Genomic DNA, 26,520 nt, shown 5'->3' with positions numbered 1-26,520 from the left:
GAGCCTAGCGTACAGCAGAAAATGAGAACGCGATGTTGCATCGCGACAGAGTCGAAGACCGCAGTTTGACCGCGCGAGCGCGCGCTGTCCGTCCGTACTTACACGTATTTTGTACGGTCTAGTTAGTTTGTTATGCTGGCGCACAATGACGTGGAATGCGTGCGCAGCGCCTACACTGAATCGAATCATCCCGCATCACACCGAATGCAACGAGGAGGCAGCATGCTGCGTTCAATTCCCACATCCATCGCGACCGTGTCGATCAGCGGGACGCTCGTCGAAAAGCTGAAGGCAATCCGCGCGGCGGGCTTCGACGGCGTCGAGATCTTCGAGAACGATCTTCTCTACTTCGACGGTACACCCGCCGATGTCCGGCGCATCTGCGAGGATCTCGGCCTCGGCATCTACCTGTTTCAGCCGTTCCGCGACTTCGAGGGTGTGAACCCCGACCGGTTCACGAAGAACATCGAGCGCGTGAAGCGCAAGTTCGACCTGATGCACGAGCTGGGCGCGGACCGCATGCTCGCGTGCAGCAACGTGTCGCCGGAGACGATCGGCGACGATGCGCTGATCGTCGATCAGCTCGGCACGCTCGCGCGGCTCGCGCAAGAAGCGGGCGTCGTCGTGGGCTACGAGGCGCTCGCGTGGGGCCGGCACGTCAACTCGTACAAGCATGCATGGCGTCTCGTCGATGCCGTGAATCACCCGAGCCTGGGTCTCGTGCTCGACAGCTTCCATACGCTTTCCATCCGCGATTCCGTCGATGAGATCGCCGCGATTCCGGGCGATCGCATTGCGTTCGTGCAGATCGCCGATGCGCCCGTCCTCGCGATGGACGTGCTCGAATGGAGCCGCCACTATCGCTGCTTCCCGGGGCAGGGTGCGTTCGATGTCGCGGGCTTCACGGCGCGCGTGCTCGAAGCGGGCTACACCGGGCCGCTGTCGCTCGAAATTTTCAACGACGGCTTTCGCGCCGCGCCGACCGCGATCACCGCGGCGGACGGGCATCGCTCGTTGCGGTTCCTCGAAGAACAGACGCGCGCCATCATGGGCGACAAAGCGCCCGCCGCGCTCTTCGATCCGCCCGCGCCGCCCGAGCATATCGGCTTCCAGTTCCTCGAATTCGCGGTCGACGATACGACGCGCGAGCACGTCGCCGGCTGGCTCGGCAAGCTCGGCTTCCGGCTCGCGGGCCGGCATCGCTCGAAGGACGTGACGCTGTATCGGCACGGCGCGGGGTCGATCGTGCTCAACGCGGAAGCCGATTCCTTCGCGAGCGCGTTCTATCAGCAGCATGGCTTGTCGCTCTGCGCGTCGGCGTTTCATGTCGATGACGCGAAGCTCGCATTCGAGCGCGCCGCAGCCTACGGATCGAAGCCGTTCTCGGGGCAGGTCGGGCCGAACGAGCGCGTCGTGCCGGGCGTGCAGTCGCCGGACGGCAGCCTCGATTACTTCGTCGATGAAGCGCCCGGCGCGCCGACGCTGTGGGAGTCCGATTTCGTCCTGACCGATATCGACGGCCCTTATGAAGTGGGTCCGCTTTCGCGCATCGATCATGTGTGTCTGTCGCTGCCCGCCGAAGCGCTCGATACGTGGGTGCTGTTTTTCCGCAGCGCGTTCGGCTTCGAAACGGAACCGGGCGTGCTCGTGCCGGATCCGTATGGCCTCGTGCGCAGCCGTGCGGTGCGCAGCCGCGACGGCTCGGTGCGGATTGCGCTGAATGCGTCGGTCGACCGGTACACGGCGGTGGGCGAGTCGCTGTCGATGTATCGCGGTTCGGGGCTGAATCACGTTGCGTTCAGCACGCCTGACATCTTCGATGCGATCCCGCGCCTCGTCGCCGATGGCGTCGCCTTCCTGCGCATTCCGCGCAACTACTACGACGATCTCGCGGCGCGCTACGGTCTGCCCGACGAGCAGATCGACGCGATGCGCGAGCACAACATCCTGTATGACCGCGACGAGCGCGGCGGCGAGTTCTTTCATGCGTACACCGAGCAGCTCGATCAGCGTTTCTTTCTCGAAGTGATCGAGCGGCGCGGCGGCTATGACGGCTACGGCGCGGCGAACGCGGCGGTGCGTCTTGCGGCGCATGCGCAGCAGCAACGCGCGCGGCAGGCGGCGGCCGTCTGAGGGATTACGGACGGTCGTGCGCGGCGCGCGTGACTATCATTGAATCATGGCAATCGATAGCGGGAGAGCGCCATGACGGACTTGACCAGCGTTCTGATCGGCGTTGCGGGACTGGCTGCGCTCGGCATCGTGCTGTTTGCGCAGGACTGGCGGATCGACGCTCGTCCACGCGAACCGATGCACGCGCGCGAGCGGCGTCATCCGCTGCGCGACTGGTGGCTCAGGCATCGGCATTGACTCGTGCGGCTGAGATCGTGACGGGCTCGTCGGCGGATGCCGAAGACTGGGCTTCGTAGGCGTCGATGTACAGATAGAGCCGATGCACGGTCTGAATCTGCGTGGGCGAGAGATGTGCCTGCCGCGTGATGGCGGCGAGCCGCTCGCGCCAGTACAAGAGCGGCAGCAACGGGCCGCCGAGATCGCACGACAACGAACGGCGCATTACCCTTTGCAGGTGCGCGAGGTCCTGATCGGCCAGCAATGCGGAGAATGCGCCGTGCGGCTTATTGTGGGGAATGATGTCCATTATTCCGATGGCGGCATCGCACGGCGAAACTTGATAGGCACAAACCCTTAATCCGACCGCGCAGGCCGATCCGGATTCAGAGGAGCATTTTGCTATACTCTGCGCTCTCGCCACCCAGGCGAGTCGCACGGTCCGCTCCCCGTAGTTCAATGGATAGAACGAGTGCCTCCTAAGCGCTAGATGCAGGTTCGATTCCTGCCGGGGGGACCATCACGATGCCGCTCAAAGCCTAGTCAGGCTTATGTGACGGAACCTTAAAGCGGTGCATGGATCGTGCACTCGCTACCACAAGCAGTACTCCAAGGTACTCCGGCACCATTCTTCAATCGTAGCTGTGGCGCTGAAACACATGTGCCACAAGTCGAAGACGTCGCTCCTGTTCTGATCTGGGCATTGGCTCGGAGCCACTACGTGACGTCTCCTTCAAAGTAGTCGGAGTCGACCTTTTTCAGTTCGTAGCTACTCACGGGCGAGACCCCGACATTGTGATCGACCATCAGGCTCGCCAACTGCCCGCCACTCACAAGAATGATCTTTGACGAGATTATGCTTGCATACTCTTGAGCTTCTTTTGAGAAATCCGAGGTCGTTATGAACACGCCTTTGTTTGCTCGCTGCCCTTGCAGGGCACCTGCGAACTTTTGAATCTCAGGCCGTCCGACCGTTCCTTCCCAGCGCTTGGCTTGAACGAAGATCAAGTCTAAGCCCAGCTTGTCTTCTTTGATAATGCCGTCGATTCCGCCATCTCCAGATCGCCCTATTGCACGACCGGCATCTTGACGCGACCCTCCATACCCCATTGCCACGAGCAGATCGATCACTAGGCGTTCGAAGAACCCCGGCGTCGACAACTTAACTTGATCAAGCAGTTCTTTTTCAAGATTGTTCCTCAGCCGCTGGTATGCCTGGGCCAGCAGTTCTTCAGGCGTTGAGTCGCTCGAATCGGCTTCCACGGACGATTGAATCGGCGGAGCGGATGCCGAGCTCGTCGTATCAGTTTGTGCCTGATCGGTTTTCCGGAGCATGAAAGCCACGAACTCAGGATATTGTTTTAGCGTGGCATTGTTAATTTTCGTAGGTTTCTGGGCCAGCAGCTTTTTCCCGCGTTCCGTGATCCTGACGTATCCTCGCTTCGGAGATTCAATGACGCCAGCCTGCTTCAGGTAGGTCCGAGCCCAACCGACCCGATTATCGAAGAGAGGCGCGGTACCGCTGGGGAGCAAGACATTACGCTCCTCGTCCGCAAGCTGGAATTCTGTTGCAAGTTCTTCTACGAGGTCGCGGAAGCGATGATCCTGTCCGTCTGCAGCAATGCGTAGTACCGGAAGCATCAGGGTTTGATAGTCGGGAATTGGCACGATAACGACTTCTAGCATTTGACCAGGCTCGCATCGTACCCGAAGGATCGAGCGACAGGTTTCAGACAGGGCATTGAGGACCCGGGGCTATTTCGGCGCATGCAACAGGGAGTTGGCTCTCGCAGAGTGGGTCTAGTGCGGAGACAGCCCCCATCCCCGTACTAAAAGCACATCATCAGAGTACTACGGCCTCGGGGGCTGCAGTGCGCTTGCTGTATTTGGCAGTCGTCGGCGAGTTCTGCCACGAATAGTTCTCGGCCTCGTGCGCCGTTGGAGCCACCGTTAGAACTTTGATATTCGATTCCTGCCGGGGGGACCATCACGATGCTTCATCGCTTGCGTCCACGAAGCACAGCAGCAACTCCCACACCTTCACGCTTCTTCTTGCGCCCGCTTCGCGCGCCGCGCCATCGCACGCCCCGACGCGCCGAAGCCCCGGCGACACGAAACGCGCCCGCCGAATTCCCTCATAATGCGTCGACTCCTCATCGCGCCTCGCGGCTCATGCCTGCATGACCGAAATTCAATCCGCCGTGCTCGTCTTCGTGCTGCTGCTCGCCACTACCGGCGTCGGCGTGGTCGTGCGGCCGCTCTTGCCCGAGGAGCACAAGGCGCAGGAGACCGTGCAACTGGTGCAACTGGTCGTCGGCATGCTGGTGACGTTCGCGGCGCTCGTGCTCGGCCTTCTGACGGCATCGGCGAAAACGGTTTTCGATACCACCGATAACGACGTGCGCAGCTACGCCGCCGCGATCATCGAACTCGATCACACGATGCGCGACTACGGCGCGGACCTCGACGCCACCCGTGCGCTGCTGCGCGCCTACACCGCGGCGGCCGTCGCGAGCACCTGGCCCGCCGAAGCCCCGCCGCCCGGCGACTACTATCCGAAAGTCGAAGCGTCGCCGCATGCAAGCGGCAAGCTCGCGAGCCGCGCGCTCGGCGAGATGCTCGAACGCGCTCAACGTCAGGTGCGGCTTTTGGAACCCGCCGACGCCTATCGCCACAAGCTCGCCGACGACGCCGCCACGCGCTTCGAGCAACTCATCGCGCTGCGCTGGAAGCTGATCGAGGAAGCGCACGGCTCCATTTCCTATCCGTTCGACCGGATTCTCGTCGGCTGGCTGCTGATCATCTTTCTGTGCTTCGGGCTGATCGCGCCGCGCAACGCGCTGTCCCTCGTGACGATCACGCTCGGCGCGCTGTCGATTGCGTCAGCCGTGCTCGTCATCCTCGATCTCGATACGCCATTTTCCGGACCGATCATGATCCACAGCCAGCCAATGCGCGAAGCGCTCGTCTATCAAAGCCGATGACGTCTTCCACGCTTTATTCCGACCCGCGCATCGTCGCGCTTTGCGACGCGCTCAATCCCGCCGGTCCCGATACGGCGTTCTACGCGACGCTCGCCGAATCGGCGGCGCATGTCGTCGATCTGGGCTGCGGCACGGGACTGCTTGCATGCGAACTGGCGGAGCGCGGGTATCGCGTGACCGGCATCGACCCGTCGCGCGAAATGCTGCGCATCGCGCGGGGCAGGCCGCACGGCGACCGCGTGACGTGGATCGAAGGCGATGCCGCGGCGTTGCCGTTCGTCGGCGCGGCGGACCTGCTCGTGATGACGGGCCACGTCGCGCAGATCTTCCTCGACGATGCCGCGCTGCTCGCGACGCTCATCGCCGCGCGGCGCGCACTGCGGCCCGGCGGGCGGATCGCGTTCGACAGCCGCAACCCGGCCGCGCGGGCGTGGGAGGACTGGACGCCGGCGCGTTCGTTGCGACGCGTTCGCGCCGCCGATGGACGCATCGTCGAGGTATGGCAGGAGCGGCATGCAGCGCCCGACCCGGACGCGACGAGCCGCGTCGCGTTCACGACGCACTATCGCTTTAGCGAGAGTGACGAGACATCGAGCGCGCAAAGCGAACTGCGTTTTCGCAGCCGCGACGACCTCGCGGAACTGCTCACGCAGGCCGGATTTGCGCACATCGACTGGTACGGGGACTGGAATCGCGCGCCGGTAGATGCAACGAGCCGCGAGCTGATCGCGGTGGCGCGCTAGGAAAGGCGTCGCGTTTGCAGCGACGCCATGACATCAGAACTCGACGACGACGAAATCTTCCTTGCCGACGTCGCATTCCGGGCAGCGCCAGTCGGCGGGGATATCGGCGAAACGCGTGCCCGGCGCGATGCCTTCGTTCGGCAGGCCGTCTTGCTCGTTATAGACCCAGCCGCAAATCAGGCACACCCAGCTTTTGTATTCGATGACTTCGCTCACGACAAACTCTTGATCTGAAATGGAAACAGGCCGCCCGCGCCGCGCATGGCGCGCGGCATCCGGCGAGCCGGCATCTTACCCGAATCGGCGGGCGCGTTCCCGATCCGCGACGCGCGGAGCGGTGTATGCTTGGTCGCGGTTTGTGCCTGCCATCGACCAGGAGAATACGATGCTCAAGAACATGTTTTCCGCCGCCGCGCTGTCGGGCGCGCTCGCGTTCACCGCTTTCCCGGGCGCGGCTCACGCGCAATCGCACGTCAGTTTCGTCGAGCCAAAGGACGGCGCGACCGTCACCAGTCCGGTTCACGTCAAGTTCGCCGTCGAAGGCATGAAGATCGCGCCGGCCGGCACGATGACCGAAGGCACGGGCCATCATCATCTGCTGATCGACAGCGGCCCGCTGCCCAAGGGCACCGTGATTCCAGCCAGCGATACGTCGCTTCACTACGGCAAAGGCCAGACCGAGGCCGACGTGAAGCTGCCGCCCGGCGATCACACGCTGACGATGCAGTTCGGCGACGGCGCGCATCGCTCGTATGGGCCGGAGATGGCGCAGACGATCAAGGTTCACGTGAAGTAGCCGCGAGGCATCGGCCATTCGGCCGATGCGCAGAGAAGCGGCCGAACGCGCCGGTCAACATCGGTACAATGGCCGCTTCCACGGTATCGCCATGACTGGCGTATCGTTCACCGTTCGTTCGCATTCATCCCCATGTCGCTTTATTCCATTTCGGACGCACAGCTTGCGTTCGGTCACGTCGCATTGCTGGATCACGCGGATTTCTCGCTCGAAGCGGGCGAGCGCGTGGGACTGATCGGCCGTAACGGCGCGGGCAAGTCGTCGCTGTTGAAGATCGTCGCGGGGCTCGCCGCGCCCGACGATGGTCTCGTCACGCGCCAGAACGAGCTGTCGACCGTCTACGTGCCCCAGGAACCCGAGTTCGATCTCGACGCCTCCGTGTTCGATGTCGTCGCCTCCGGTCTCACCGATGCGCGCTCGCTGCTCGACGAATACGACAGCGTCGCGCATCGCCTCGCGGACACGCCCGAAGGCGCGGAGCACGACGCGCTGCTCGCCCGCATGAATGCGCTGCAGTCCGCACTCGACACCCGTGACGCGTGGAACTGGCGCACGCGGGTGGCGACGACGCTCGCGCAGATCGGCCTCGATGGCGACGCGCGCGCAGGCTCGCTCTCCGGCGGCATGAGAAAGCGCGTCGCGCTGGCGCGGGCGCTCGTCGTGCAGCCGGACGTGCTGTTGCTCGACGAGCCGACCAACCATCTCGACTTCGAAGGCATCCGCTGGCTGGAGGATTTGCTCGTCACCTTGCGCACGGGCTTGCTCTTCATCACGCACGATCGCGCGTTCCTCGATCGCGTGGCGACGCGCATCGTCGAACTGGATCGCGGACGGCTCCTGTCGTATCCCGGCAATTTCAGCGCGTATCAGATCCGAAAGGCGCAGCAGCTCGAAGTCGAGCAGGTGGAACAGGCCAAGTTCGACAAGCTGCTCGCGCAGGAAGAAGTGTGGATTCGCAAGGGCGTGGAGGCGCGGCGCACGCGCAGCGTCGGACGCATCGCGCGGCTCGTCGAAATGCGCAACGAACGCGCCGAACGCCGCAACGTGCAGGGCAACGTACGGCTCGATGTCGGGCAGGGCGAGAAGTCCGGCAAGATCGTCGCGGAACTGACCGATGTGACGAAGCGCTATGGCGAGCGCACCGTCGTGGACAGCTTCACGGCCACCGTGATGCGCGGCGACAAGGTCGGTCTGGTCGGGCCGAACGGCGCGGGCAAGACCACGCTGCTCAAGCTGATTCTCGGCGAACTTCAGCCCGACGAAGGCAGCGTTCGCACTGGCACGAACATCCAGACCGCGTATTTCGATCAGATGCGCGCGCAACTCGATCTCGACAAGTCGCTTGCGGACACCATCAGTCCCGGCAGCGAATGGGTCGAAGTGAACGGCGTGAAGAAGCACGTGATGAGCTATCTCGGCGACTTCCTGTTCGCGCCCGAACGCGCGCGTTCGCCGGTGCGGTCGCTGTCGGGCGGCGAGCGCAATCGCCTGCTGCTGGCGCGGCTCTTCGCGCGTCCGGCGAACGTGCTTGTGCTCGACGAGCCGACCAACGACCTCGACATTCCCACGCTCGAACTGCTCGAAGAACTGCTCGCGGACTACGACGGCACCGTGCTGCTCGTGAGCCACGACCGCGCGTTTCTCGATAACGTCGTCACTTCGGTGTTCGCGGCGGAAGGCGGCGGCAAGTGGCGCGAGTATGTCGGCGGCTTCTCGGACTGGCAGGTTCAGCGCGAACGTTCGGATCGCATCGCCGAGGAGGCGGCGCGGCAAACCGCCCGCGAAGCGCCGAAGGAAGACGCGCCGAAAGACAGTGCAGCCGGCCGCAACGCGCAACGCACGGTGAAGCTGTCGTTCAAGGAACAGCGCGAACTCGAAGCGCTGCCGCGGCGTATCGCGGAACTGGAGGAGGAGCAGAAGCGCATCGGTGCGCAGCTCGAAGATGGCTCGATCTTCGCCACGGACGCGAAGGAAGGCGCGCGGCTGTCCGAGCGTCACGCGGCGATCGAAGAGGAACTGCTCGTCGCGCTGGAACGATGGGAAGAGCTGGAAGCAAAGCGCAAGTAAGCCGGGCTTGCACGGCTTCGGGGCCGCCGTCAAGATGGGCGCGGCCCGCGAAAACCGCTATTCTCCTAGCGCGGCGCGGCCCGTGCATGCGACCCAGTCCGTTCACGCCGGCTTCGTCAGGCAATCATCGAGCATTCGATCAAGCATTTCCCGGCATCCGGGCAGACGCACAGTGACCTTTCCCGCGCGTTCATCGATGCCGGACCAACGTTCAGCTATGTCCACGAAAAAATCCAGTGCGGCCGAAGCAGTCCCCGTGAAGCGCACCATGAGCGCCAAGGCGGCCGGTTACAGCGAAGCATCGATCAAGGTGCTCAAAGGGCTCGAGCCGGTCAAGCAGCGGCCCGGCATGTACACGCGCACCGAGAATCCGCTGCACATCATTCAGGAAGTGATCGACAACGCGTCCGACGAAGCGCTCGGCGGCTTCGCCAAGCAGATCATGGTCACGCTGCATACGGACAACTCCGTGTCGGTGGAAGACGACGGCCGCGGCATTCCGTTCGGCCTGCATCCCGAGGAAGGCGTGCCGGTCGTCGAGATCGTGTACACGCGCCTGCACGCGGGCGGCAAGTTCGACAAGGCCGCTGGCGGCGCGTATACCTTCTCGGGCGGCCTGCATGGCGTCGGCGTATCGGTGACGAACGCGCTCGCCACACGGCTCGAAGTCACGGTCTGGCGCGACAACAAGGTCGCGCAACTCGCGTTCGCCAACGGCGATGTCATCGAGCAACTCACCGTGCGCTCTGCCGATCGCGGCGAGAAGAAAACCGGTACGCGCGTGCGCGCCTGGCCGAACCCGAAATATTTCGATTCCCCCAATCTGCCGCTCAGCGAACTGCAGCGGCTTCTGCGCTCGAAGGCGGTGCTGCTGCCGGGCGTCGAAGTCACGCTCGTCATCGAGAAGAGCGGCGAGCGTCAGACGTGGAAGTACGAAGACGGCTTGCGCGGCTATCTGCTGGAAGGCATGGGCGGCGGCGAACTGCTGATTCCGCTCTTCGAAGGCGAACGCTACGCCGAAAGCTCGAAGAACACCGAAGAGACCTTTGCCGAAGGCGAGGGCGCGTCGTGGGTCGTCGCGTGGAGCGAGGAAGGGCCGCTCATGCGTGAATCGTATGTGAACTTGATTCCGACGCCCGCGGGCGGCACTCATGAATCCGGCTTGCGCGACGGCCTCTTTCAGGCGGTCAAGAACTTCGTCGAAATTCACAACCTCCAGCCGAAGGGCGTGAAGCTGCTTGCGGAAGACGTGTTCGCACGCGTGTCGTTCGTGTTGTCGGCGAAGGTGCTCGATCCGCAGTTCCAGGGGCAGATCAAGGAACGTCTCAATAGCCGCGATGCCGTGAAGCTCGTGTCCTCGTTCTCGCGGCCGGCGCTGGAGTTGTGGCTCAATCAGCACGTCGAATACGGCAAGAAGCTCGCGGAACTCGTGATCCGCCAGGCGCAGGCACGGACGCGCGCGGGCCAGAAGGTCGAAAAGCGCAAGAGCTCGGGCGTGGCCGTGCTGCCGGGCAAGCTGACCGATTGCGAATCGACGGATATTGCGCGCAACGAACTCTTCCTCGTCGAGGGCGATTCGGCGGGCGGGTCCGCGAAGATGGGCCGCGACAAGGAATTTCAGGCGATCCTCCCGCTGCGCGGCAAGGTGCTGAACACGTGGGAAACCGAGCGCGACCGGCTCTTCGCGAATAACGAAGTGCATGACATCGCGGTGGCGATCGGCGTCGATCCGCATGGCCCGGACGATCAGATCGACCTGTCGAATCTGCGTTACGGCAAGATCTGCATCCTGTCGGACGCGGACGTCGACGGCGCGCACATTCAGGTGCTGCTGCTCACGCTCTTCTTCAAGCACTTCCCGCAACTGATCGAACGCGGCCATGTGTGCGTCGCGCGTCCGCCGCTCTTCCGCGTCGATGCTCCCGCACGCGGCAAGAAGCCCGCGCAGAAGCTCTATGCGCTCGACGAGGGCGAGCTCGAAGCCATCCTCGACAAGCTGCGCAAGGACGGCGTGCGCGAGACGCAATGGAGCATCAGCCGCTTCAAGGGTCTCGGCGAAATGAGCGCGGAACAGCTATGGGACACGACGATGAACCCGGACACGCGCCGTCTGATGCCGGTCGGTCTGGGCGATCTCGGCTTCGATCTCACGGTGTCGCGCATGACGATGCTGATGGGCAAGGGCGAAGCGGCATCGCGCCGAAGCTGGCTCGAAGAGAAGGGCAACGAAGTCGAAGCGGACATCTGACGCTTAACCGACGCAACGCTTCAAGAACGGAAATTCGATGGGAATCACAGACGATCTCTTCGCCGCGCAGACCGCACCGGACGGCGACCAACTGACGCTCGGCGATTACGCCGAACGCGCGTACCTCGACTATGCGGTGAGCGTGGTCAAGGGCCGCGCGCTGCCGGATGTATCGGACGGGCAAAAGCCCGTGCAGCGCCGCATTCTCTACGCGATGAGCGAGATGGGCCTCGCGAGCACCGCGAAGCCGGTGAAGTCGGCGCGCGTGGTCGGCGACGTGCTCGGCAAGTATCACCCGCACGGCGATCAGTCGGCGTACGACGCGCTCGTGCGTCTCGCGCAGGACTTCTCGATGCGCTATCCGCTCATCGACGGGCAAGGCAATTTCGGCTCGCGCGACGGCGACGGCGCCGCCGCCATGCGATACACCGAAGCGCGCCTCACGCCGATCGCGCGCCTGTTGCTTGATGAAATCGATCAGGGCACGGTCGATTTCATGCCGAATTACGACGGCTCGTTCGAAGAGCCGAAGCTCTTGCCCGCGCGTTTGCCGTTCCTGCTGCTGAACGGGGCATCGGGGATCGCTGTCGGCCTCGCGACGGAGATTCCGTCGCACAACCTGCGCGAAGTGGCGACGGCCGCCGTCGCAATGATTCGCGATCCGAAGCTCGGCCATGCGAGCGTGATGGAAAAGCTCAACGGTCCGGACTTTCCGGGCGGCGGGCAGATCATCTCGTCGCAGGCGGAGATTTCCGCTGCATATGAAAGCGGGCGCGGCAGCCTGAAAGTGCGGGCGCGCTGGAAGATCGAAGACCTCGCGCGCGGCCAGTGGCAACTCGTCATCACCGAACTGCCGCCGAATACGTCGGGTCAGAAGGTGCTCGAAGAAATCGAGGAACTGACGAATCCGAAGATCAAGCTCGGCAAGAAGACGCTCACACCCGACCAGTTGCAGACCAAGCAGACGCTGCTGGGTCTGCTCGACACCGTGCGCGACGAATCCGGCAAGGATGCGCCGGTGCGCCTCGTGTTCGAGCCGAAGTCGAGCCGTATCGATCAGACGGAGTTCGTCAATTCGCTGCTCGCGCATACGAGCCTCGAATCGAATGCGGCGATCAACCTGGTGATGATCGGCGCGGATGGCCGGCCACGGCAAAAGGGCATCGTCGAGATCCTGCACGAGTGGGTCGGCTTCCGCTTCGTGACGGTGACGCGCCGCACGCAGCATCGCTTGAACAAGGTGAACGACCGCATCCATATTCTCGAAGGGCGAATGATCGTCTTCCTGAATATCGATGAAGTCATTCGCATCATCCGCGAAGCCGAGGAGCCGAAGCAGGCGCTGATTGCGCGCTTCAAACTGTCGGACCGGCAGGCCGAGGACATCCTCGAAATTCGTTTGCGCCAGTTGGCGCGGCTCGAAGCGATCAAGATCGAGCAGGAGCTGTCCGAGTTGCGCGACGAGAAGACGAAACTCGAAGAGTTGCTCAACAGCGACGCGGCGATGAAGCGGCTGCTCATCAAGGAGATCGAAGCCGATGCGAAGCAGTACGGCGATAACCGGCGCACGCTGATTCAGCAGGCGACGCGCGCGACGTTCGAAGCGCGTGTCGTCGATGAGCCGGTGACGGTGGTCGTATCGCAACGGGGCTGGGTGCGCGCGCTGAAGGGACACGGGCTCGATCCCGCGGGCTTCACGTTCAAGGCCGGCGACAGCCTCTACGCGGCATTTCAGGCGCGCACGCCGGATACGCTCGTCGCGTGGGGCAGCAATGGGCGCGTGTACTCGGTGCCGGTTGCGGCGCTGCCGGGCGGGCGTGGCGATGGCGTGCCGGTGACGTCGCTGATCGAGCTGGGATCGGGCACGCATCTGCTGCATTACTTCGCGGCATCGGCGGATCAGCCGTTGTTGCTGGCATCGAGCAATGGCTTTGGCTTCATCGCGAAGATCGGCGACATGGTGAGCCGCGTGAAGGCGGGCAAGGCCTTCATGACGATCGACGAGGGCGCGACGCCGCTCGCGCCGATGCCGGTCGTGCCGGGCGCGACTCATGTCGCGTGTCTGTCGAGCATGGGCCGCTTGCTGGTGTTCGGCATGGACGAAATGAAGACGCTGTCGGGCGGCGGACGCGGCGTCACGCTGATGGCGCTCGATCCGAAGGAAACGCTGCGTCAGGCGCTGGCGATCGACTCGCGCGGCGTCGTGCTGACGGGTACGGGACGCGGGGGCAAGGTGAGAGACGAGAAGCTCGCGGGGGCGCAGTTGCAATTGCATATTGGCAAGCGGGCAAGGAAGGGACGCGTGCCGGATACGACGTTGAAGGTCAGTGAGATGCGGCCGGTATTTGAGGGGTAGGGGTTGCGGTTGAAAGGCGCCTCGCAGCGGGAGTTGCGAGGCGTTTTTAGTTTCGGGGATTGTTGCGGCGGTTGCTTGCTGGCGCGAGTCGGGGATACGGCGGTTCAGTCGCGGGATAGGGACGTGCCGTAGTAATCGTCAGCAAGAAGCGCAGCGCGCGGAAATACGTTGCGCCCGGTCACGTCTCTTATCCTTTGGTTTCCTTATCGATTACTGGATGGATTTGACCTGCGATTGGACAGTACCCGCTTTGCTCCCCGCCATCGTAAAAAAACGCAGAGCGCGCGATAGCCTGCCCGACACGGTCGCAGGTGCAGCGCATAACGCGGGTTTCTTATCGGTAGCCTCCATTTCCCCGGAGGTCCAAAGAGCCGCGCCCCGCCGACCCAACGCCTGCTTCACAGCCGCAATCACATTCCCCAGGAACTGACGGCCCGCACCCTAGTCGAACGCCCAACCTTCATCCGTCACATCGATTCCCCGGAACCCCCATGACCAAAGCCATCGAAGCCGCGCTTTTCCTTCACCTGCTCGGCGTGGCCGTGTGGATAGGCGGCATGGTCTTCGCGCATTTCTGCCTGCGTCCCGCGCTCGGCGATCTCGCGCCGCAGTTGCGCCTGCCGCTTTGGGAAGCCGTGTTCGCGCGCTTCTTCAACTGGGTCGCGGGCGCGGTCATCGTCATCCTCCTCACCGGCGGCTTCCTGCTCGCGCAATTCGGCGGCGGTCACGCGGCCTGGCCGCTTCACGCGATGGCCGGCCTCGGCATCGTGATGATGCTGATCTTCGGGCACATCCGCTTCGGGGTGTTTCCGCGCATCCGCCGCGCAGTGCAGGCGCAGAACTGGCCCGATGGCGCACGAGCCGTCGGCACCGTCCGGCGGCTGGTGGTCGTGAATCTCGTGCTGGGGATCGTCACGATCGGAACCGCGGTCCTGTCGCGCGGCTTCTGAGCGCAGCCGCGACAGACGCCGATCAGCCGCCGCGCTCGTCGCTGAGCGCGGGATGTTTGCGCCCGAGCGCCGTCCGTCCGACCGGCCAGCCGCAGACGCCGAAACGGTCGAGCAGGGCCTGCACGCCATCGGCGGGAACCGGGCGGGAGAACAGGAAGCCTTGCGCTTCCACCGGCCCGAGCGCCGCCAGCCACGCGATCTGCTCTTCGCGCTCCGTGCCCTCGACGACGACAGTCAGCCCGAGCGAGCGCGCGAGATTCACGATCGCCGATACCATCACGCAGACGCTGCGGTCTTCGGGAATCGCCTGGATGAACGAGCGGTCGACCTTCAGCGTATCTACTGAAAAGCGGTTCAGATACGACAGCGACGAATATCCGGTGCCGAAGTCGTCGAGCGCGATGCGCACGCCCAGCCGCTTCAGCGCAACGATCTTCTCCTCCACCAGCTCCGGATATTCGACCATCACGGTCTCGGTGATCTCGAGTTCGAGCTTGTCGGGCGGAATGCCGCTCGACGAGATCGCGCGCGCGACCGTCTCTAGCAGATCGCCGCGCCAGAACTGCACCGCCGATATGTTCACCGCGAGCGACAGCCCCGAATAACCCTCGCGCTGCCATTGGGCGAGTTGCGCGCACGCGGTATGAATCACGAAATCGCCGACCGCGACGATCAGCCCCGTCGATTCCGCCACCGGAATGAACTCGATGGCCGGTATCAGTCCGTGCTGCGGATGGTTCCAGCGCACGAGCGCCTCGAATCCCGTGATGCAGCGGCGCGCCAGATCGATCTTCGGCTGATACACGAGGAACAGCTGCTCCTCCGTCAGCGCGACCCGCAGCTGCTGCTCCCACTTCATCAGGTGATCCGCGCGATGCGACAACTGCGGCGAATAGAACTGATAGCAGTTCTTGCCCGCGTCCTTCGCGCTGTACATCGCGAGGTCCGCTTTCTTCAGCAGGTCGATTTCACTTTCGTTCGACACGGAAAACAGCGCAATGCCGATGCTCGCATGCAGCACGAACGCGCTGCCGCGCACGTCGAAGGGCGTCGCGAACATCGTTGCAATGTCGTTGGCGAGGGTGACGGCGCGCTGCTCGACATCGTCGCCCTTCACGACGACCACGAACTCGTCACCGCCGATCCGCGACAAGGTCCCGCTGTTGCCCACGGTCTCCGCGAGCCGCGAGGCGGTCATCTGCAGCACGATGTCGCCGGCGTTGTGGCCGAGCGTGTCGTTGACGGTCTTGAAGTTGTCGAGGTCGATGAACAGTAGCGCGAGTCGCCCGATGTTCTCGGTCTGCGCCACGTCCTGCCGCAACGCGCGCAGCGTCGAATAGCGGTTGCGCAGACCGGTGAGCAAGTCGTATTCGACGAGATGCGTCATCTCGCGTTCGCGGCCGAGCAGCTTGCCGATCAGGCCCGTCGCGACCGCGAAGAAGCCGAGCATCGCGAGCGAAATGAAGCTCGCCATCAGCAGATAGACGTTGCGCGTGTGGTGATAGTCGGCGAACTCCTCGCGCTCCGACAAACCGACGAGCACGCCGAGCGGATAGCCGTCGATATGCCGGTACGACACGATGCGCTTCACGTGGTCGATCGGATCGACGTAAATGCCCGACGCGTGGCCCGAAGTGGGGTAGACGCCGCTCGCGCTGAATTCCGCCTGAGCGGGCGCCGCGTCACTACTCGCGCTCCCCTTCGTGACGGCGCCGGGCGACGGGCGTTCGGTCAGCGTGCCGCCCGCGCTACGGGCGAGCACCGCGCCGTTGTCCGACACGACGGCGATCACGCCTTCGCGCCCGATCGACGCGACGTTGTAGAAGTCGTTGGTGAAGTAAGTCGGATCTTCGGAGACCACTACGACGCCCGCGAACGAGCCGTCCGGATGATTGAGCCGCCGCGTGATTTGCAGCGTCCACTTGCCGGAGAGGCGTCCGTGCACCGGGCGGCTGATGTAGAGCAGGTCGTCGTTGGAATGCACGTGCACCCTGAAGTGCTCGCGATCCGACAGGTCGATCGGCTTCGGCCGCCGGTCCGACGTATTCGCGACGAGCTTGCCGTCCGCGCCGATCAGCGAGACCTGCACGAGCGTATCGCTTTGCACGACGCCTTTGTCGACGGTTGCGGCGAGATCGAAGTCGCCCGGCGACTTCTCGTATTCGTACTTGACGAACCGCGTGATCTGATCGACCTGATGGATCGCCTTGATGGTGTGCTGTTCGAGCGCCGAAGAAAGAATGGCGGCGGAGGCCGTCGACTCATGCGTGGTCGCGTCGCGCTCGACCGACAGCCGCGCGAAGATCACCGCCCACAGCAAGCCGAGCACGAGCGTGCCGAGCACCGGAATCGCGAGCAGCGCGCGGCGCCGCCGGATGGCCGGGGCGCTCGCGCGGGAATCGGTTGCTGCGTGGGAGCGCGCACGCTTCATAAAGCGCCTGAAGTAAAAACGCCGCACGGCGCCCGCCGTGCCGGCGACCGCGCGAAATGTAAAGGGTGATGCATGTGCTGAGGCGTTCCCCGAAACGGATCAATCGAGCGTAGTCTGCGCGCCTTGGGACCGGGAAACCTGATGCCGCGCTCATCCGGCTGGCGCGCTCGCGGGATTGCGTTCGGGTGATGACGCCTTGATTGTGCCGGTGGCGATTCATACCGATCGCCGCCCGCCGCGCTTGTCATCCGGTCCCCAATGTTCGGATAGTACTGAAGGCGCACGAATTAAGGAAGGGCAACGGCGCGGCGTCGGGGTTTACGCCCTGCGCACGCAGGTCATTGTTTCAGAAGCGGAAAGTACCGTCGACGACCGTCACGGAATCGCCGCCGATCCATACCGGAGCGCCGTTCGCGCGATCGTCGTAGGCGATGCTGACGCGACCATCGCGACCGAGCGCCGTGCCCTGACGCACCGTATAGGCATCGCCAGGGCGCTTGCCTTGCGCCGTCAGGAGCACGGCCAGCGCCGCATTCGCGCTGCCGGTCACCGGGTCCTCGATGTTCTCCGCGCCGAGCAGCAACGTGCGCAGTTCGAACGTCGCGGGCGCGCCGCCGTCGTGCGGACCGTAGACGACGATCCCATGCGTGCCCACTTCCGCGACGAGCGCGGTGAGCGCCTCCCGCGCGGCGGGCGACAGCGTCATCGCAAGGCATTGCGCCGCGTCCCGCAAGCGGATGAGGAGCCACGGCACGCCATTGTCGACCGCGCAAGGCGGCGCGCTGAAGTCGATGGCGACGGGCGCGAGCGCATCGGCGAGACGCTTTTGCTGATCGTCGTCGAGCGGCGCGATGCGCGCTGGCGGCGCGGCGAACGCCCATTGCGCGTCGGCACGCTTCGCGAGCGTCACCAGCCCGACGCCGCACTCCTGCACGAGCGTGCCCGGCGTCTTCGGCGCATAACCGCTTTCGAGCAACGCGTGCGCCGTGCCGAGCGTCGGATGCCCGGCGAACGGAAGCTCCGTCGCCGTCGTGAAGATGCGCACGCGATAGTCGGCGCGCGGATCGGTCGGGCGCAGGATGAAGGTGGTCTCCGACAGATTCGTCCAGCGCGCGATGGCCTGCATGCGCTCGGTCGTGAGATCGTCGGCGTCGAAGATCACGGCGAGCGGGTTGCCTCTGAACGGAACGGACGTGAAGACATCGACCTGTTTGAAGCGGACGGTGCGAGTGGATAAGGTCATGCGCGAGAAAGGAAGGGGTCAAAAAAAACCCGACGCGCGGACACGTCGGGTTTCGCTGGAATCGATGCAGCCGCGCTCAGCCCACTTCGGCGATCAGCTCGATTTCGACGCACGCGCCGAGCGGAATCTGCGCGACGCCGAATGCGGAGCGCGCGTGCTTGCCGGCATCGCCGAAGACTTCCGCGATCAGTTCCGATGCGCCATTCGTCACGATGTGCTGCTCGGTGAAATCGGGCGTCGAGTTCACGAGGCTCATCACTTTCACGACGCGCTTCACGCGGTTCAGGTCGCCCGTGTGTGCATGCAGTGTCGCGATCAGGTCGATGGCCACGCTGCGCGCGGCGGCCTTGCCTTCTTCGGTCGCGATGTCCGCGCCGAGCTTGCCCGCGTGCACCTTGCCGTCCTTCTTCGCGATATGCCCCGACAGATACACGGTGTTGCCGCTTTGCGCGCTCATCACGTAGGCGGCGGCCGGCGCGCCCGCGACGGGCAATTCGATGCCGAGTTCCTTCAGCTTGTCATACACGTTCGATGCCATCGTGGCTCCTTGATTGCGTTGCAGAGATTCAGAGGCTCGCGCGAATCAGCGCGCCGAGCTTCGCGACGCCTTCGTCGATCGTCGCGGGCGGCACCGTGACGAAGGAAAGGCGCATCGTGTTGTGTTCGGCCTGATTCGCGAAGAAAGGGCCGCCCGGCACGAAGGCCACGTTCTGCGCGATGGATTGCTCGAGCAGCTTCATCGAATCGATCTGCTGCGGCAGCTTGACCCATACGAACATGCCGCCTTCCGGCCGGTTCCATTCGACGCCCGCCGGCATGTGACGTTCCAGCGCCGCGAGCATCGCCGCGCATTGATCGCGATACAGCGCGCGGATGGTCGGCACGTGCTCGTCGAGAAAGCCGTCCTTCACGACTTCATGCACGATGCGCTGCGTGATGCTCGGCGTGTGCAGGTCGGTGGCCTGCTTCGCCTGCACGAGCTTGAAGTGCAATTCCTCGGGCGCGATGATGTAGCCCACGCGCAAGCCCGGCGCGAGCACCTTCGAGAACGAGCCGAGATGCACGATGTGATCGGGCGCCATCGAGAGCAGCGTCGGAAGCGGGGCGCCGGCGTAGTCGAGCGCGCCGTAGGGATCGTCTTCGATGACGGGGAACGCGGCTTCGTTTGCGAACGCGGCGAGTGCGCGGCGGCGTTCGAGCGGCAGGCGTCGGCCCGTCGGATTCTGAAAATTCGGCTGCGCGTACAGCAGGCGCGCGTTCGCGACGAGCGCGGCATCGAGCCGCTCGGGAATCAGGCCGGATTCGTCCGTCGGCACCTGCACGTAGGTCGGCTCGAACATCGAGAACGATTGCAGCGCGCCGAGATAGGTCGGCGTTTCGACGAGAACACGGCTGCCCGGATCGACGAGCACCTTGCCGAGCAGATCGAGCGCCTGCTGCGAGCCGGTCGTGATGAGCACTTGCGTCGGGCGGATCGTCGCGCCGTTCACCGAATAGCGCGCGGCCACCCATTCGCGCAGCGGCATGAAGCCTTCGGTCGCGCTGTACTGGAGCGCCGCTGCCGGTTGATCGCGGAGGATGCGCTCGGACGCGTGGCGCATCTGCTCGACGGGAAACGTCGCCGGCGAAGGCAGCCCGCCCGCGAAAGAAATGACTTCGGGCCGTTCCGTGACCTTGAGGATTTCACGAATCGCCGAACTGGTGAGCTTGCGGGCGCGTTCGGAAAGTTGCCACGGCGTGGCGCGGAGATCGGCTTGATTCATGAAGTGCCTCGGTTGTCTCTGGGTTTGGTTCTGGGTATCGCGTGACGAGGGACGCGCAAACAGCGATTATCGCCCGGGCGCGTCACTGCGTCACTTGGCGTGGCGGGCAGCCGTCACCGGATGCGCTGCCGGCGTCGCGACCACCGCCGGCGCGGCGCGCACCGCCGTCTTGCGGCCGAGCACGACGGTCACGATGACGGCCGCCGCATACAGCCACGTCGACGCGCTCACGTGCTCGCCGAAGAAGAGCGCGGAGAGCGCCATTGTGAAGAAGATCTGCAGCAGTTGCACCTGGCCGACGCGGGCGATGCCGCCCATCGCGAGGCCCGCATACCACGCGAAGAAACCGATGAACTGCGAGAAGAGCGTCACGTAGCCGAACGCGAGCCAGGTGCGCAGCGCGAGCGGCTCGGGATGCGCCGCATGATGCGCCCACGCGAGCCAGCCGACCGGCAGCAGCAGAAACGGCGCGGACAGCACGAGCGCCCAGCAGATGACCTGCCAGCCGCCCATCTGACGCGCGAGCCGCGCGCCTTCCGCATAACCGAGCGCGCCGATGCCGACCGCGACGAGCATCAGCAGGTCGCCCGCCTGAAGACCGCCGCCGCCCGCCTGCAACGCGAACGCGACGACGATCGCGCTGCCCGCCACCGCGCTCGCCCAGAAGGCTTTCGACGGCCGTTCGTGCGAAAGCCACGCGGCATAGATCGCGACGCACAGCGGCTGCAGGCCGTTGACGACCGCGCCGTGCGAGGCGGGGACGGTTTTCATCGCCCAGGCGGAAAACACCGGGAACGCGATGATCACGCCCAGCGCGACGACGCCGAGGCTCTTGACTTGCGGCCACGTCGGCAGCTTTTCGCGACGCCACGCGAGCAGCAGCGCGGCCGGAATCGCCGCGACGAGCGCACGCCCTAGGCCGTTCAAAAGCGGATGCACTTCCTGCACGACGATGCGCGTCATCGGCAGCGTCAGGCTGAAAATGACGACGCCGATCAGGCCAAGCAGCATGCCTTCGGTTTCGCGGGTCTTCATGATGCGGCGTCTCCTTTTTTTTTGCAGCGCGCCGGGCGCTCAGTCGGGTGTGTCGTGTGAAAGCGGCAGTTCGGGTTCCGCCTGCGCATCCTCGATTTTCTTGCTCTTGACGCGGCGGCGCTTGGCGACGTCCTGCTGCGCGCGCTGCGCGGCTTCGGCGGCTTCCGCCGCTTCGCCGAGCGTCAGCGTCGAGCCGTCCGGCAGTTCGAATTCCGCGACGAGCACCGGCGCGCCGGCCGTCGATTCGACGCGCACCAGATGCGACGCCCCGAGCCACGCAAGCTGCTCCGCGATGACATCCGCGTTCGGATGGAAGCCCGTCAGTGCGCGCAGCGCGATGCCCGTTGCGGGAAGCGCATCGCCCGGATGGCGCGGCGTGTCCCACTGAATCAGCGACGGCAGCACGCCATCGCCGGCGGCCTGCCATGCGGGGAACGCGCCGTCGTCGGGAACGGTGAGGTTCCAGGTATTGCCGCCGCGCGACATCGCCACAACCGGCGCGATGCGCTCCGGATACTGCTCGCGCCAGCGCGTGAGCGACTTCGGCCGGTCCACGCGCGCGACCCAGTGCACGAGTTGCGGGCCGCTCGCGAGGCGTTCCTGCATCGCGGGATCGTCGAGCGCGAAGAGGCGAGGACGAGGCGCTTCGCGCGGCGCGGCGGCCGGATCGGCGGCGATCACTTCGACGTATGCGCCGCCCCACAGGCCAAGCAGCCGATTGTGCGTGCCCATCAGCGGATGCGCGCCGCCGGGCTCGGACTCGACGCCGAACTTCGCGGCGACGAACTGCGCGCCTTCGTTCAGCGTGCGCGCGGCGATCACGAGATGGTCGAGTGTCAAAGGATGAGCGGTCATGGTCAACGGATGGAGCGAAGTCGGGGCGTTAGCATAACCGTTCGCCAACCGGGGCGAGAAGCGTTGCCGTCCGGTCGCCGGAACAGAAAATGTAACGGTAATGACCAGAACAGTAACGGTACAATCGGCCAGATTGGATTCGGTACAGTTCGTCAGCCGACGACGTCTGCACCGCTCATCAGGAACCCGCGAGGAACCGCCATGTCTGTGCCGCTCGATCTGATTCCCGCCCCGCACGACGCCACGCAACTCACGCTCGTCGATCAACTGGTTCAATGGGGCCGGCGGCGTATCGACGAACGCGTGTTTCGCCCCGGCATGCGCATGCCTTCGATTCGCAAGCTCGCCGTCGACAAGGGCGTGTCGCGCTTCACCGTCGTCGAGGCTTATGAACGGCTCGTCGCGCACGGCTATCTCGACTCGCGGCGCGGCTCGGGCTTTTACGTGCGCGACCGTATCGTGTCGGCGTCGCCAGCGGCGGGCGTGGCGGCGCAGAGCGAGCCGGTGCAGAGCGCCATCGACGTCGTCTGGCTGCTGCGCAACATGCTGCATACGGCGAGTCCGGAAAAGGGACCGGGCCTCGGCTATCTGCCGGGCCGCTGGCTGGACGGCGAACTCATCACGAATGCGCTGCGCTCGATGAGCCGGCTTTCCGGCGCGCAAATGCTCGGCTTGGGCACGCCGCAAGGGTTCCTGCCGCTGCGCCAGCAATTGCAGACGCGGCTCGCGGAACTGGAGATCGGCGCGTCGGAGCAGCAGCTCGTGCTCGTGTCGGGCATCACGCAGGCCATCGACCTGATTGCGCGGCTTTACGTGAAGCCGGGCGACGCGGTGATCGTCGGCGATCCGGCGTGGTTTCAGATGTTCGGGCGCTTCGCGTCGCAGGGCGCGCGGCTCGTCGGCATGCCGTACACGCCCGATGGTCCCGATCTCGACGCGCTCGAAACGCTCGTCGCGACGTGGCGGCCGAAGATGCTCATCATCAATTCGGTGCTGCACAATCCGACCGGCACGTCGCTGACGGCCGCGCAGGCGTTCCGCATCCTGCAGCTCGCGCAGCAATACGATTTCATCGTCGTGGAAGACGATGTCTACGGCGATCTTTGCCCGACGGGTTATCCCGCGACGCGCCTGGCATCGCTCGATCAACTGAAGCGCGTGATCTTTCTCGGCAGTTTCTCGAAGACGCTGGCGGCGAATCTCCGCGTGGGCTATATCGCGGCATCGGCGGACGTGGCGAAGGCGCTCGCCGACCAGAAGATGCTCGTCGGCATGACGAGTCCGGAGCTGAACGAGCGCGTCGTCTACAAGGTGCTGACCGAGGGACATTACCGGCGGCACGTCGAGCGCTTGCGCGTGCGGCTCGACGGCGTGCGCGACAAGACCGCGCGCATGCTGGAAAAGACCGGCCTCAGGCTGTTCACGACGCCCGACGCGGGCATGTTCTTATGGGCCGATGCCGGCGTCGATTCCGAAGGCCTCGCGGCGGCGGGTCACGAAGCCGGCTTTCTGCTGACGCCCGGCAGCCTGTTTTCACCGCAGCAGTCGCCGACGACGTGGATGCGCTTCAATATCGCCAATTGCGGCGATCCAGCGCTGCCCGCGCTCATCGCGAGCCATCTGGAGAAAGTCGCGCGGCGCGGCGTTTCGGCAGATGACGGCGATCGGACGGCGCGTCGATGAAATCCCCGAGCACGGTTTCATAGAGCGCGAGCGCGTCGGGCGTGTGGCGGTAACGCTGTTCGTACAGCCGGCTCTGGGCGTCGCAGAAACGCAGCGCGAAGTAATCCGCGAGCAGGTTGCCTTGCGCTTCCATGTTGTAGTCGGACAGGCGCTTGCCTGCGCCGAGCGTGTAGCCGTAATTCAGCCCGATGCGGATCGCCCCGCGGGTGCGCACCCAATAGCCAAGCTGAAACTGCCAGACGTGCGTCATCTCGTGGATGAACCACATCTGATCGGAGATGCCGCAGGCGGCGAAATCATCCTGATGGCAGGCCGGCGGGAAATAGAGGCTGCCGTTCGGCGCCATCGCGGTGTGCGCGGGCTGCAGCCCGAACGGCAGATACGGCCGCGCGTGGACGCGGACCGTCGAATAGTCGATCGCATCGCGGAAGACGAGACGAGCGATCGCGATTTCGTTCGGCGTCAGCGGACGGGCGCGTCGATCGGGCGGGTGCGGCGCAAGCATGTCGGTCGTCTCGATGATTCGGGATGCGCATCTTAGCGAAGCGCATCGGCATCGGCTCTTGAAAAGGTTTGGCCCGCCCTCATATCGGACAAATTCGCCGGGCAGCGCCACGCGAGCCCGGCGGCGTGACAGCATTGACGACACCCAACTTAGAGGACCCGACCATGGCGCAAGAAACCATGAGCTTTCAGGCGGAAGTGAAGCAGCTTCTGCACCTGATGATTCATTCGCTGTACAGCAACAAGGAAATTTTCCTGCGCGAGCTGATTTCGAACGCGTCCGACGCCGCCGACAAGCTGCGCTTCGAGGCCATCGAGAACAGCGCGCTGTACGAGAACGATCCCGAGCTGCGGATCCGCATTTCGTTCGACAAGGCCGCGCGCACCGTCACCATCGACGACAACGGCATCGGCATGAGCCGCGACGAGGCCATTTCGCATCTCGGCACCATCGCGCGTTCGGGCACGAAGGAATTCTTCTCGAAGCTCTCGGGCGACCAGCAGAAAGATGCTGCGCTGATCGGCCAGTTCGGCGTGGGCTTCTACTCGGGCTTCATCGTCGCGGACAAGATCACGGTCGAGACGCGCCGTGCCGGTCTGCCGGCGAGCCAGGGCGTGCGCTGGACGAGCGCGGGCGAGGGCGACTTCGAGATCGAGGACATCGAGCGCGCGCAACGCGGCACGACCATCACGCTGCATCTGCGCGCGGACGAGGACGAACTGCTGTCGTCGTATCGCCTCAAGTCGATCATCCAGAAGTATTCGGACCACGTCGCGCTGCCCATCCTGATGAAGAAGGAAGAATGGGACGCCGAGAAGAGCGAGATGGTCGAGAAGCACGAGGACGAGACCGTCAATCAGGCGAGCGCGCTGTGGACGCGCCCGAAGAACGACATCACGGACGAACAGTACAAGCAGTTCTATCAGCACATCTCGCACGATCACGACGAACCGCTCGCGTGGACGCATAACCGCGTCGAAGGCCGCAGCGAGTACACGCAACTGCTGTATGTGCCGAAGCATGCGCCGTTCGATCTGTGGAACCGCGAGCATCGCGGCGGCCTCAAGCTGTACGTGAAGCGCGTCTTCATCATGGACGATGCTGAGCAGTTGCTGCCGGCGTATCTGCGTTTCGTGAAGGGCGTGGTCGATTCCGCCGATCTGCCGCTCAACGTCTCGCGCGAAATCCTGCAAGAAAGCCGCGACGTAAAGGCGATTCGCGAAGGCGTGACCAAGCGCGTGCTGTCGATGCTGGAAGAAATCGCGACTTCGTCCGCCGAAGCGACGGAAGACGCGGACAAGCAGAAGTATCAGACTTTCTGGAACGAGTTCGGACAGGTGCTGAAGGAAGGCATCGGCGAGGACTTCAGCAATCGCGAACGCATCGCGAAGCTGGTGCGCTTTGCATCGACGCACAACGACAGCGACGCGCAGAACGTATCGCTCGCCGAATACGTCTCGCGCATGAAGCCCGAGCAGACGAAGATCTACTACGTCACCGCCGACAACTGGCAGGCCGCGAAGAACAGTCCGCATCTGGAAGTGTTCCGCAAGAAGGGCGTCGAAGTGCTGCTGATGACGGATCGCGTCGACGAGTGGATGCTGTCGTTCCTGAACGAGTTCGACGGCAAGCCGCTGGCGAGCGTCGCACGCGGCGATCTCGACCTCGGCGCGCTCAACGACGAAGAGAAGCAGCAGCAGGAAAAGATCGGCGAGGACATGAAGCCGCTCGTCGAGAAGATGAAGGAAGCGCTCGAAGGCAAGGCGAAGGACGTGCGGCTTACGTTCCGCCTGACGGATTCGCCGAGTTGCCTGGTCGCCGACGAGGGCGACATGAGCGGTTACTTGCAGCGCATGTTGAAGGCGGCCGGGCAGAAGGCGCCGCAGGCGGAGCCGATTCTGGAGGTGAACCCGGATCATCCGCTGGTGAAGGCGCTCAAGGCCGACGACGCGAATTTCAGCGACTGGTGCCATCTGCTATTCGATCAGGCGATGCTGGCGGAGGGCGGAGTGCTCGAAGATCCGGCTAGCTTCGTGAAGCGGACGAACGCGTTGTTGCTGGCGCGTTGAGCCGCTAGCGGGTGAGTTCGTTAAGGAACGCGCCGCCGGGAGACCGGCGGCGCGTTTTTATTTGCTCGTGCGGTCCTTGTTGGACTGAGCGAGCACCGATGCGGCGAGTGTCTTCGTCTCTTGCGAGTATTTATTGCTATGAAGCACTTCGCTTGCCTTATGCTCCATGTTGCCGCTGGTCTGCTTGGCCGAATGTGATTGGGCAAGTGCCGACGCGGCAAGGCTTTTCGCGGTCGCGGAAGCCTTCGGATCATGCAGCGTTTTGCTGGCAAGGTGAGCGACTTTCTTCGATGTCTGCTTCGTGTTGTTCGTCATTGACGTTCCTCGTTGTGTCTCTTGGATAGCCGGCGTCAAACACTGCGCGGCTTCCACAGTCTCGTGCGCGAAGTCTCCAATCACCATACGATTTTTCCGAATCGCAACCCGGTCCTATAATGGCGGCC

The 26,520-nt window shown here is 64.2% G+C and carries 22 protein-coding genes and 1 tRNA gene; 12 read left to right on the top strand and 11 right to left on the bottom strand.

The annotated features are described in order from the left end of the window. Positions 1 to 234: 234 nt before the first annotated feature. Together LDZ21_RS09700 and LDZ21_RS09695 are read left to right on the top strand one after the other, a co-directional pair. Positions 235 to 2,133: a bifunctional sugar phosphate isomerase/epimerase/4-hydroxyphenylpyruvate dioxygenase family protein gene (locus LDZ21_RS09700; RefSeq protein WP_244794808.1), complete on the top strand. Its 1,899-nt coding sequence runs from the start codon at positions 235 to 237 to the stop codon at positions 2,131 to 2,133. Positions 2,134 to 2,205: 72 nt separating this feature from the next. Then, positions 2,206 to 2,370, top strand: a complete 165-nt coding sequence (locus LDZ21_RS09695; protein WP_160174708.1) for a hypothetical protein — start codon at positions 2,206 to 2,208, stop codon at positions 2,368 to 2,370. Here the strand turns inward: LDZ21_RS09695 and LDZ21_RS09690 are convergent. Beyond that, positions 2,354 to 2,659, bottom strand: a complete 306-nt coding sequence (locus LDZ21_RS09690) for a hypothetical protein (RefSeq protein ID WP_244793074.1) — start codon at positions 2,657 to 2,659, stop codon at positions 2,354 to 2,356. The two genes, LDZ21_RS09695 and LDZ21_RS09690, sit on opposite strands and share 17 nt — an antisense overlap. A 135-nt stretch (positions 2,660 to 2,794) precedes the next feature. Here LDZ21_RS09690 and LDZ21_RS09685 point away from each other — a divergent pair. Further along, positions 2,795 to 2,869 (top strand) — tRNA-Arg (locus tag LDZ21_RS09685). Positions 2,870 to 3,066: 197 nt separating this feature from the next. On the opposite strand, the gene LDZ21_RS09680 is transcribed toward LDZ21_RS09685, so the two are convergent. Continuing rightward, a complete protein-coding gene (locus tag LDZ21_RS09680) occupies positions 3,067 to 4,035 on the bottom strand; it encodes a restriction endonuclease (RefSeq protein ID WP_244793072.1) in 969 nt (322 codons plus the stop codon). Positions 4,036 to 4,529: 494 nt separating this feature from the next. On the opposite strand from LDZ21_RS09680, the gene LDZ21_RS09675 reads away from it, so the two are divergent. Both LDZ21_RS09675 and LDZ21_RS09670 read left to right on the top strand, forming a co-directional pair. Then, positions 4,530 to 5,333, top strand: a complete 804-nt coding sequence (locus LDZ21_RS09675; RefSeq protein WP_244793070.1) for a bestrophin-like domain — start codon at positions 4,530 to 4,532, stop codon at positions 5,331 to 5,333. Next, on the top strand, positions 5,330 to 6,076 hold the full coding sequence (locus tag LDZ21_RS09670; RefSeq protein ID WP_244793068.1) for a class I SAM-dependent methyltransferase: 747 nt from the start codon (positions 5,330 to 5,332) through the stop codon (positions 6,074 to 6,076). The genes LDZ21_RS09675 and LDZ21_RS09670 overlap by 4 nt, the downstream gene beginning before the upstream one ends. 33 nt (positions 6,077 to 6,109) lie before the next feature. On the opposite strand, the gene LDZ21_RS09665 is transcribed toward LDZ21_RS09670, so the two are convergent. Then, positions 6,110 to 6,292 (bottom strand): rubredoxin, encoded by a 183-nt coding sequence (locus LDZ21_RS09665; RefSeq protein ID WP_035961154.1) that lies wholly within the window; start codon positions 6,290 to 6,292, stop codon positions 6,110 to 6,112. 169 nt (positions 6,293 to 6,461) lie between these two features. On the opposite strand from LDZ21_RS09665, the gene LDZ21_RS09660 reads away from it, so the two are divergent. From LDZ21_RS09660 to LDZ21_RS09640, 5 genes are all read left to right on the top strand, one after another. Continuing rightward, the gene (locus LDZ21_RS09660; RefSeq protein ID WP_244793066.1) at positions 6,462 to 6,872 is read left to right on the top strand and encodes a DUF4399 domain-containing protein; all 411 of its coding nucleotides are present in this window, start codon (positions 6,462 to 6,464) and stop codon (positions 6,870 to 6,872) included. A 132-nt stretch (positions 6,873 to 7,004) separates the two neighbouring features. Next, the gene (locus tag LDZ21_RS09655; RefSeq protein ID WP_244793064.1) at positions 7,005 to 8,939 is read left to right on the top strand and encodes an ATP-binding cassette domain-containing protein; all 1,935 of its coding nucleotides are present in this window, start codon (positions 7,005 to 7,007) and stop codon (positions 8,937 to 8,939) included. A gap of 268 nt (positions 8,940 to 9,207) precedes the next feature. Continuing rightward, entirely contained in the window at positions 9,208 to 11,187 is a 1,980-nt protein-coding gene (locus LDZ21_RS09650) for a DNA topoisomerase IV subunit B (protein ID WP_244793062.1), read from the top strand. 37 nt (positions 11,188 to 11,224) lie between these two features. Then, complete coding sequence (gene parC, locus LDZ21_RS09645) at positions 11,225 to 13,543, top strand: DNA topoisomerase IV subunit A (protein WP_035960738.1); 2,319 nt, start codon at positions 11,225 to 11,227, stop codon at positions 13,541 to 13,543. Between the two features lie 491 nt (positions 13,544 to 14,034). Further along, positions 14,035 to 14,493, top strand: a complete 459-nt coding sequence (locus tag LDZ21_RS09640) for a CopD family protein (protein WP_035960739.1) — start codon at positions 14,035 to 14,037, stop codon at positions 14,491 to 14,493. A 22-nt stretch (positions 14,494 to 14,515) separates the two neighbouring features. On the opposite strand, the gene LDZ21_RS09635 is transcribed toward LDZ21_RS09640, so the two are convergent. From LDZ21_RS09635 to LDZ21_RS09610, 6 genes are all read right to left on the bottom strand, one after another. Further along, positions 14,516 to 16,924: a putative bifunctional diguanylate cyclase/phosphodiesterase gene (locus LDZ21_RS09635; RefSeq protein ID WP_244793060.1), complete on the bottom strand. Its 2,409-nt coding sequence runs from the start codon at positions 16,922 to 16,924 to the stop codon at positions 14,516 to 14,518. A gap of 346 nt (positions 16,925 to 17,270) precedes the next feature. After that, on the bottom strand, positions 17,271 to 18,167 hold the full coding sequence (locus tag LDZ21_RS09630; protein WP_244793058.1) for a PhzF family protein: 897 nt from the start codon (positions 18,165 to 18,167) through the stop codon (positions 17,271 to 17,273). Positions 18,168 to 18,243: 76 nt separating this feature from the next. Next, positions 18,244 to 18,705 (bottom strand): RidA family protein, encoded by a 462-nt coding sequence (locus tag LDZ21_RS09625; RefSeq protein WP_035960744.1) that lies wholly within the window; start codon positions 18,703 to 18,705, stop codon positions 18,244 to 18,246. A gap of 28 nt (positions 18,706 to 18,733) precedes the next feature. After that, positions 18,734 to 19,930 carry an aminotransferase-like domain-containing protein gene (locus LDZ21_RS09620; RefSeq protein ID WP_244793056.1) on the bottom strand — a complete coding sequence of 399 codons (1,197 nt, stop codon included), beginning with the start codon at positions 19,928 to 19,930 and terminating at the stop codon, positions 18,734 to 18,736. A gap of 90 nt (positions 19,931 to 20,020) precedes the next feature. Continuing rightward, positions 20,021 to 20,965 carry a DMT family transporter gene (locus LDZ21_RS09615; RefSeq protein WP_244793054.1) on the bottom strand — a complete coding sequence of 315 codons (945 nt, stop codon included), beginning with the start codon at positions 20,963 to 20,965 and terminating at the stop codon, positions 20,021 to 20,023. A 39-nt stretch (positions 20,966 to 21,004) separates the two neighbouring features. Then, positions 21,005 to 21,820: a VOC family protein gene (locus tag LDZ21_RS09610; RefSeq protein WP_244793052.1), complete on the bottom strand. Its 816-nt coding sequence runs from the start codon at positions 21,818 to 21,820 to the stop codon at positions 21,005 to 21,007. 201 nt (positions 21,821 to 22,021) lie between these two features. Between LDZ21_RS09610 and LDZ21_RS09605 the strand changes: the two genes are divergently transcribed. Next, a complete protein-coding gene (locus LDZ21_RS09605; protein ID WP_244793050.1) occupies positions 22,022 to 23,503 on the top strand; it encodes an aminotransferase-like domain-containing protein in 1,482 nt (493 codons plus the stop codon). Here the strand turns inward: LDZ21_RS09605 and LDZ21_RS09600 are convergent. Beyond that, positions 23,427 to 24,008: a Rhs element Vgr protein gene (locus LDZ21_RS09600; protein ID WP_244793048.1), complete on the bottom strand. Its 582-nt coding sequence runs from the start codon at positions 24,006 to 24,008 to the stop codon at positions 23,427 to 23,429. The two genes, LDZ21_RS09605 and LDZ21_RS09600, sit on opposite strands and share 77 nt — an antisense overlap. A gap of 164 nt (positions 24,009 to 24,172) precedes the next feature. Here LDZ21_RS09600 and htpG point away from each other — a divergent pair, with 164 nt between their 5' ends. Then, complete coding sequence (htpG, locus tag LDZ21_RS09595; RefSeq protein WP_244793046.1) at positions 24,173 to 26,077, top strand: molecular chaperone HtpG; 1,905 nt, start codon at positions 24,173 to 24,175, stop codon at positions 26,075 to 26,077. Between the two features lie 57 nt (positions 26,078 to 26,134). On the opposite strand, the gene LDZ21_RS09590 is transcribed toward htpG, so the two are convergent. Then, a complete protein-coding gene (locus tag LDZ21_RS09590) occupies positions 26,135 to 26,392 on the bottom strand; it encodes a hypothetical protein (RefSeq protein ID WP_035960751.1) in 258 nt (85 codons plus the stop codon). Positions 26,393 to 26,520 lie beyond the last annotated feature (128 nt).

Source organism: Caballeronia grimmiae (assembly GCF_022879615.1).
Lineage (GTDB): Bacteria > Pseudomonadota > Gammaproteobacteria > Burkholderiales > Burkholderiaceae > Caballeronia > Caballeronia grimmiae.
Note: the sequence above shows the minus strand (reverse complement) of the source record. Positions and strands in the feature narration are given on the sequence as shown.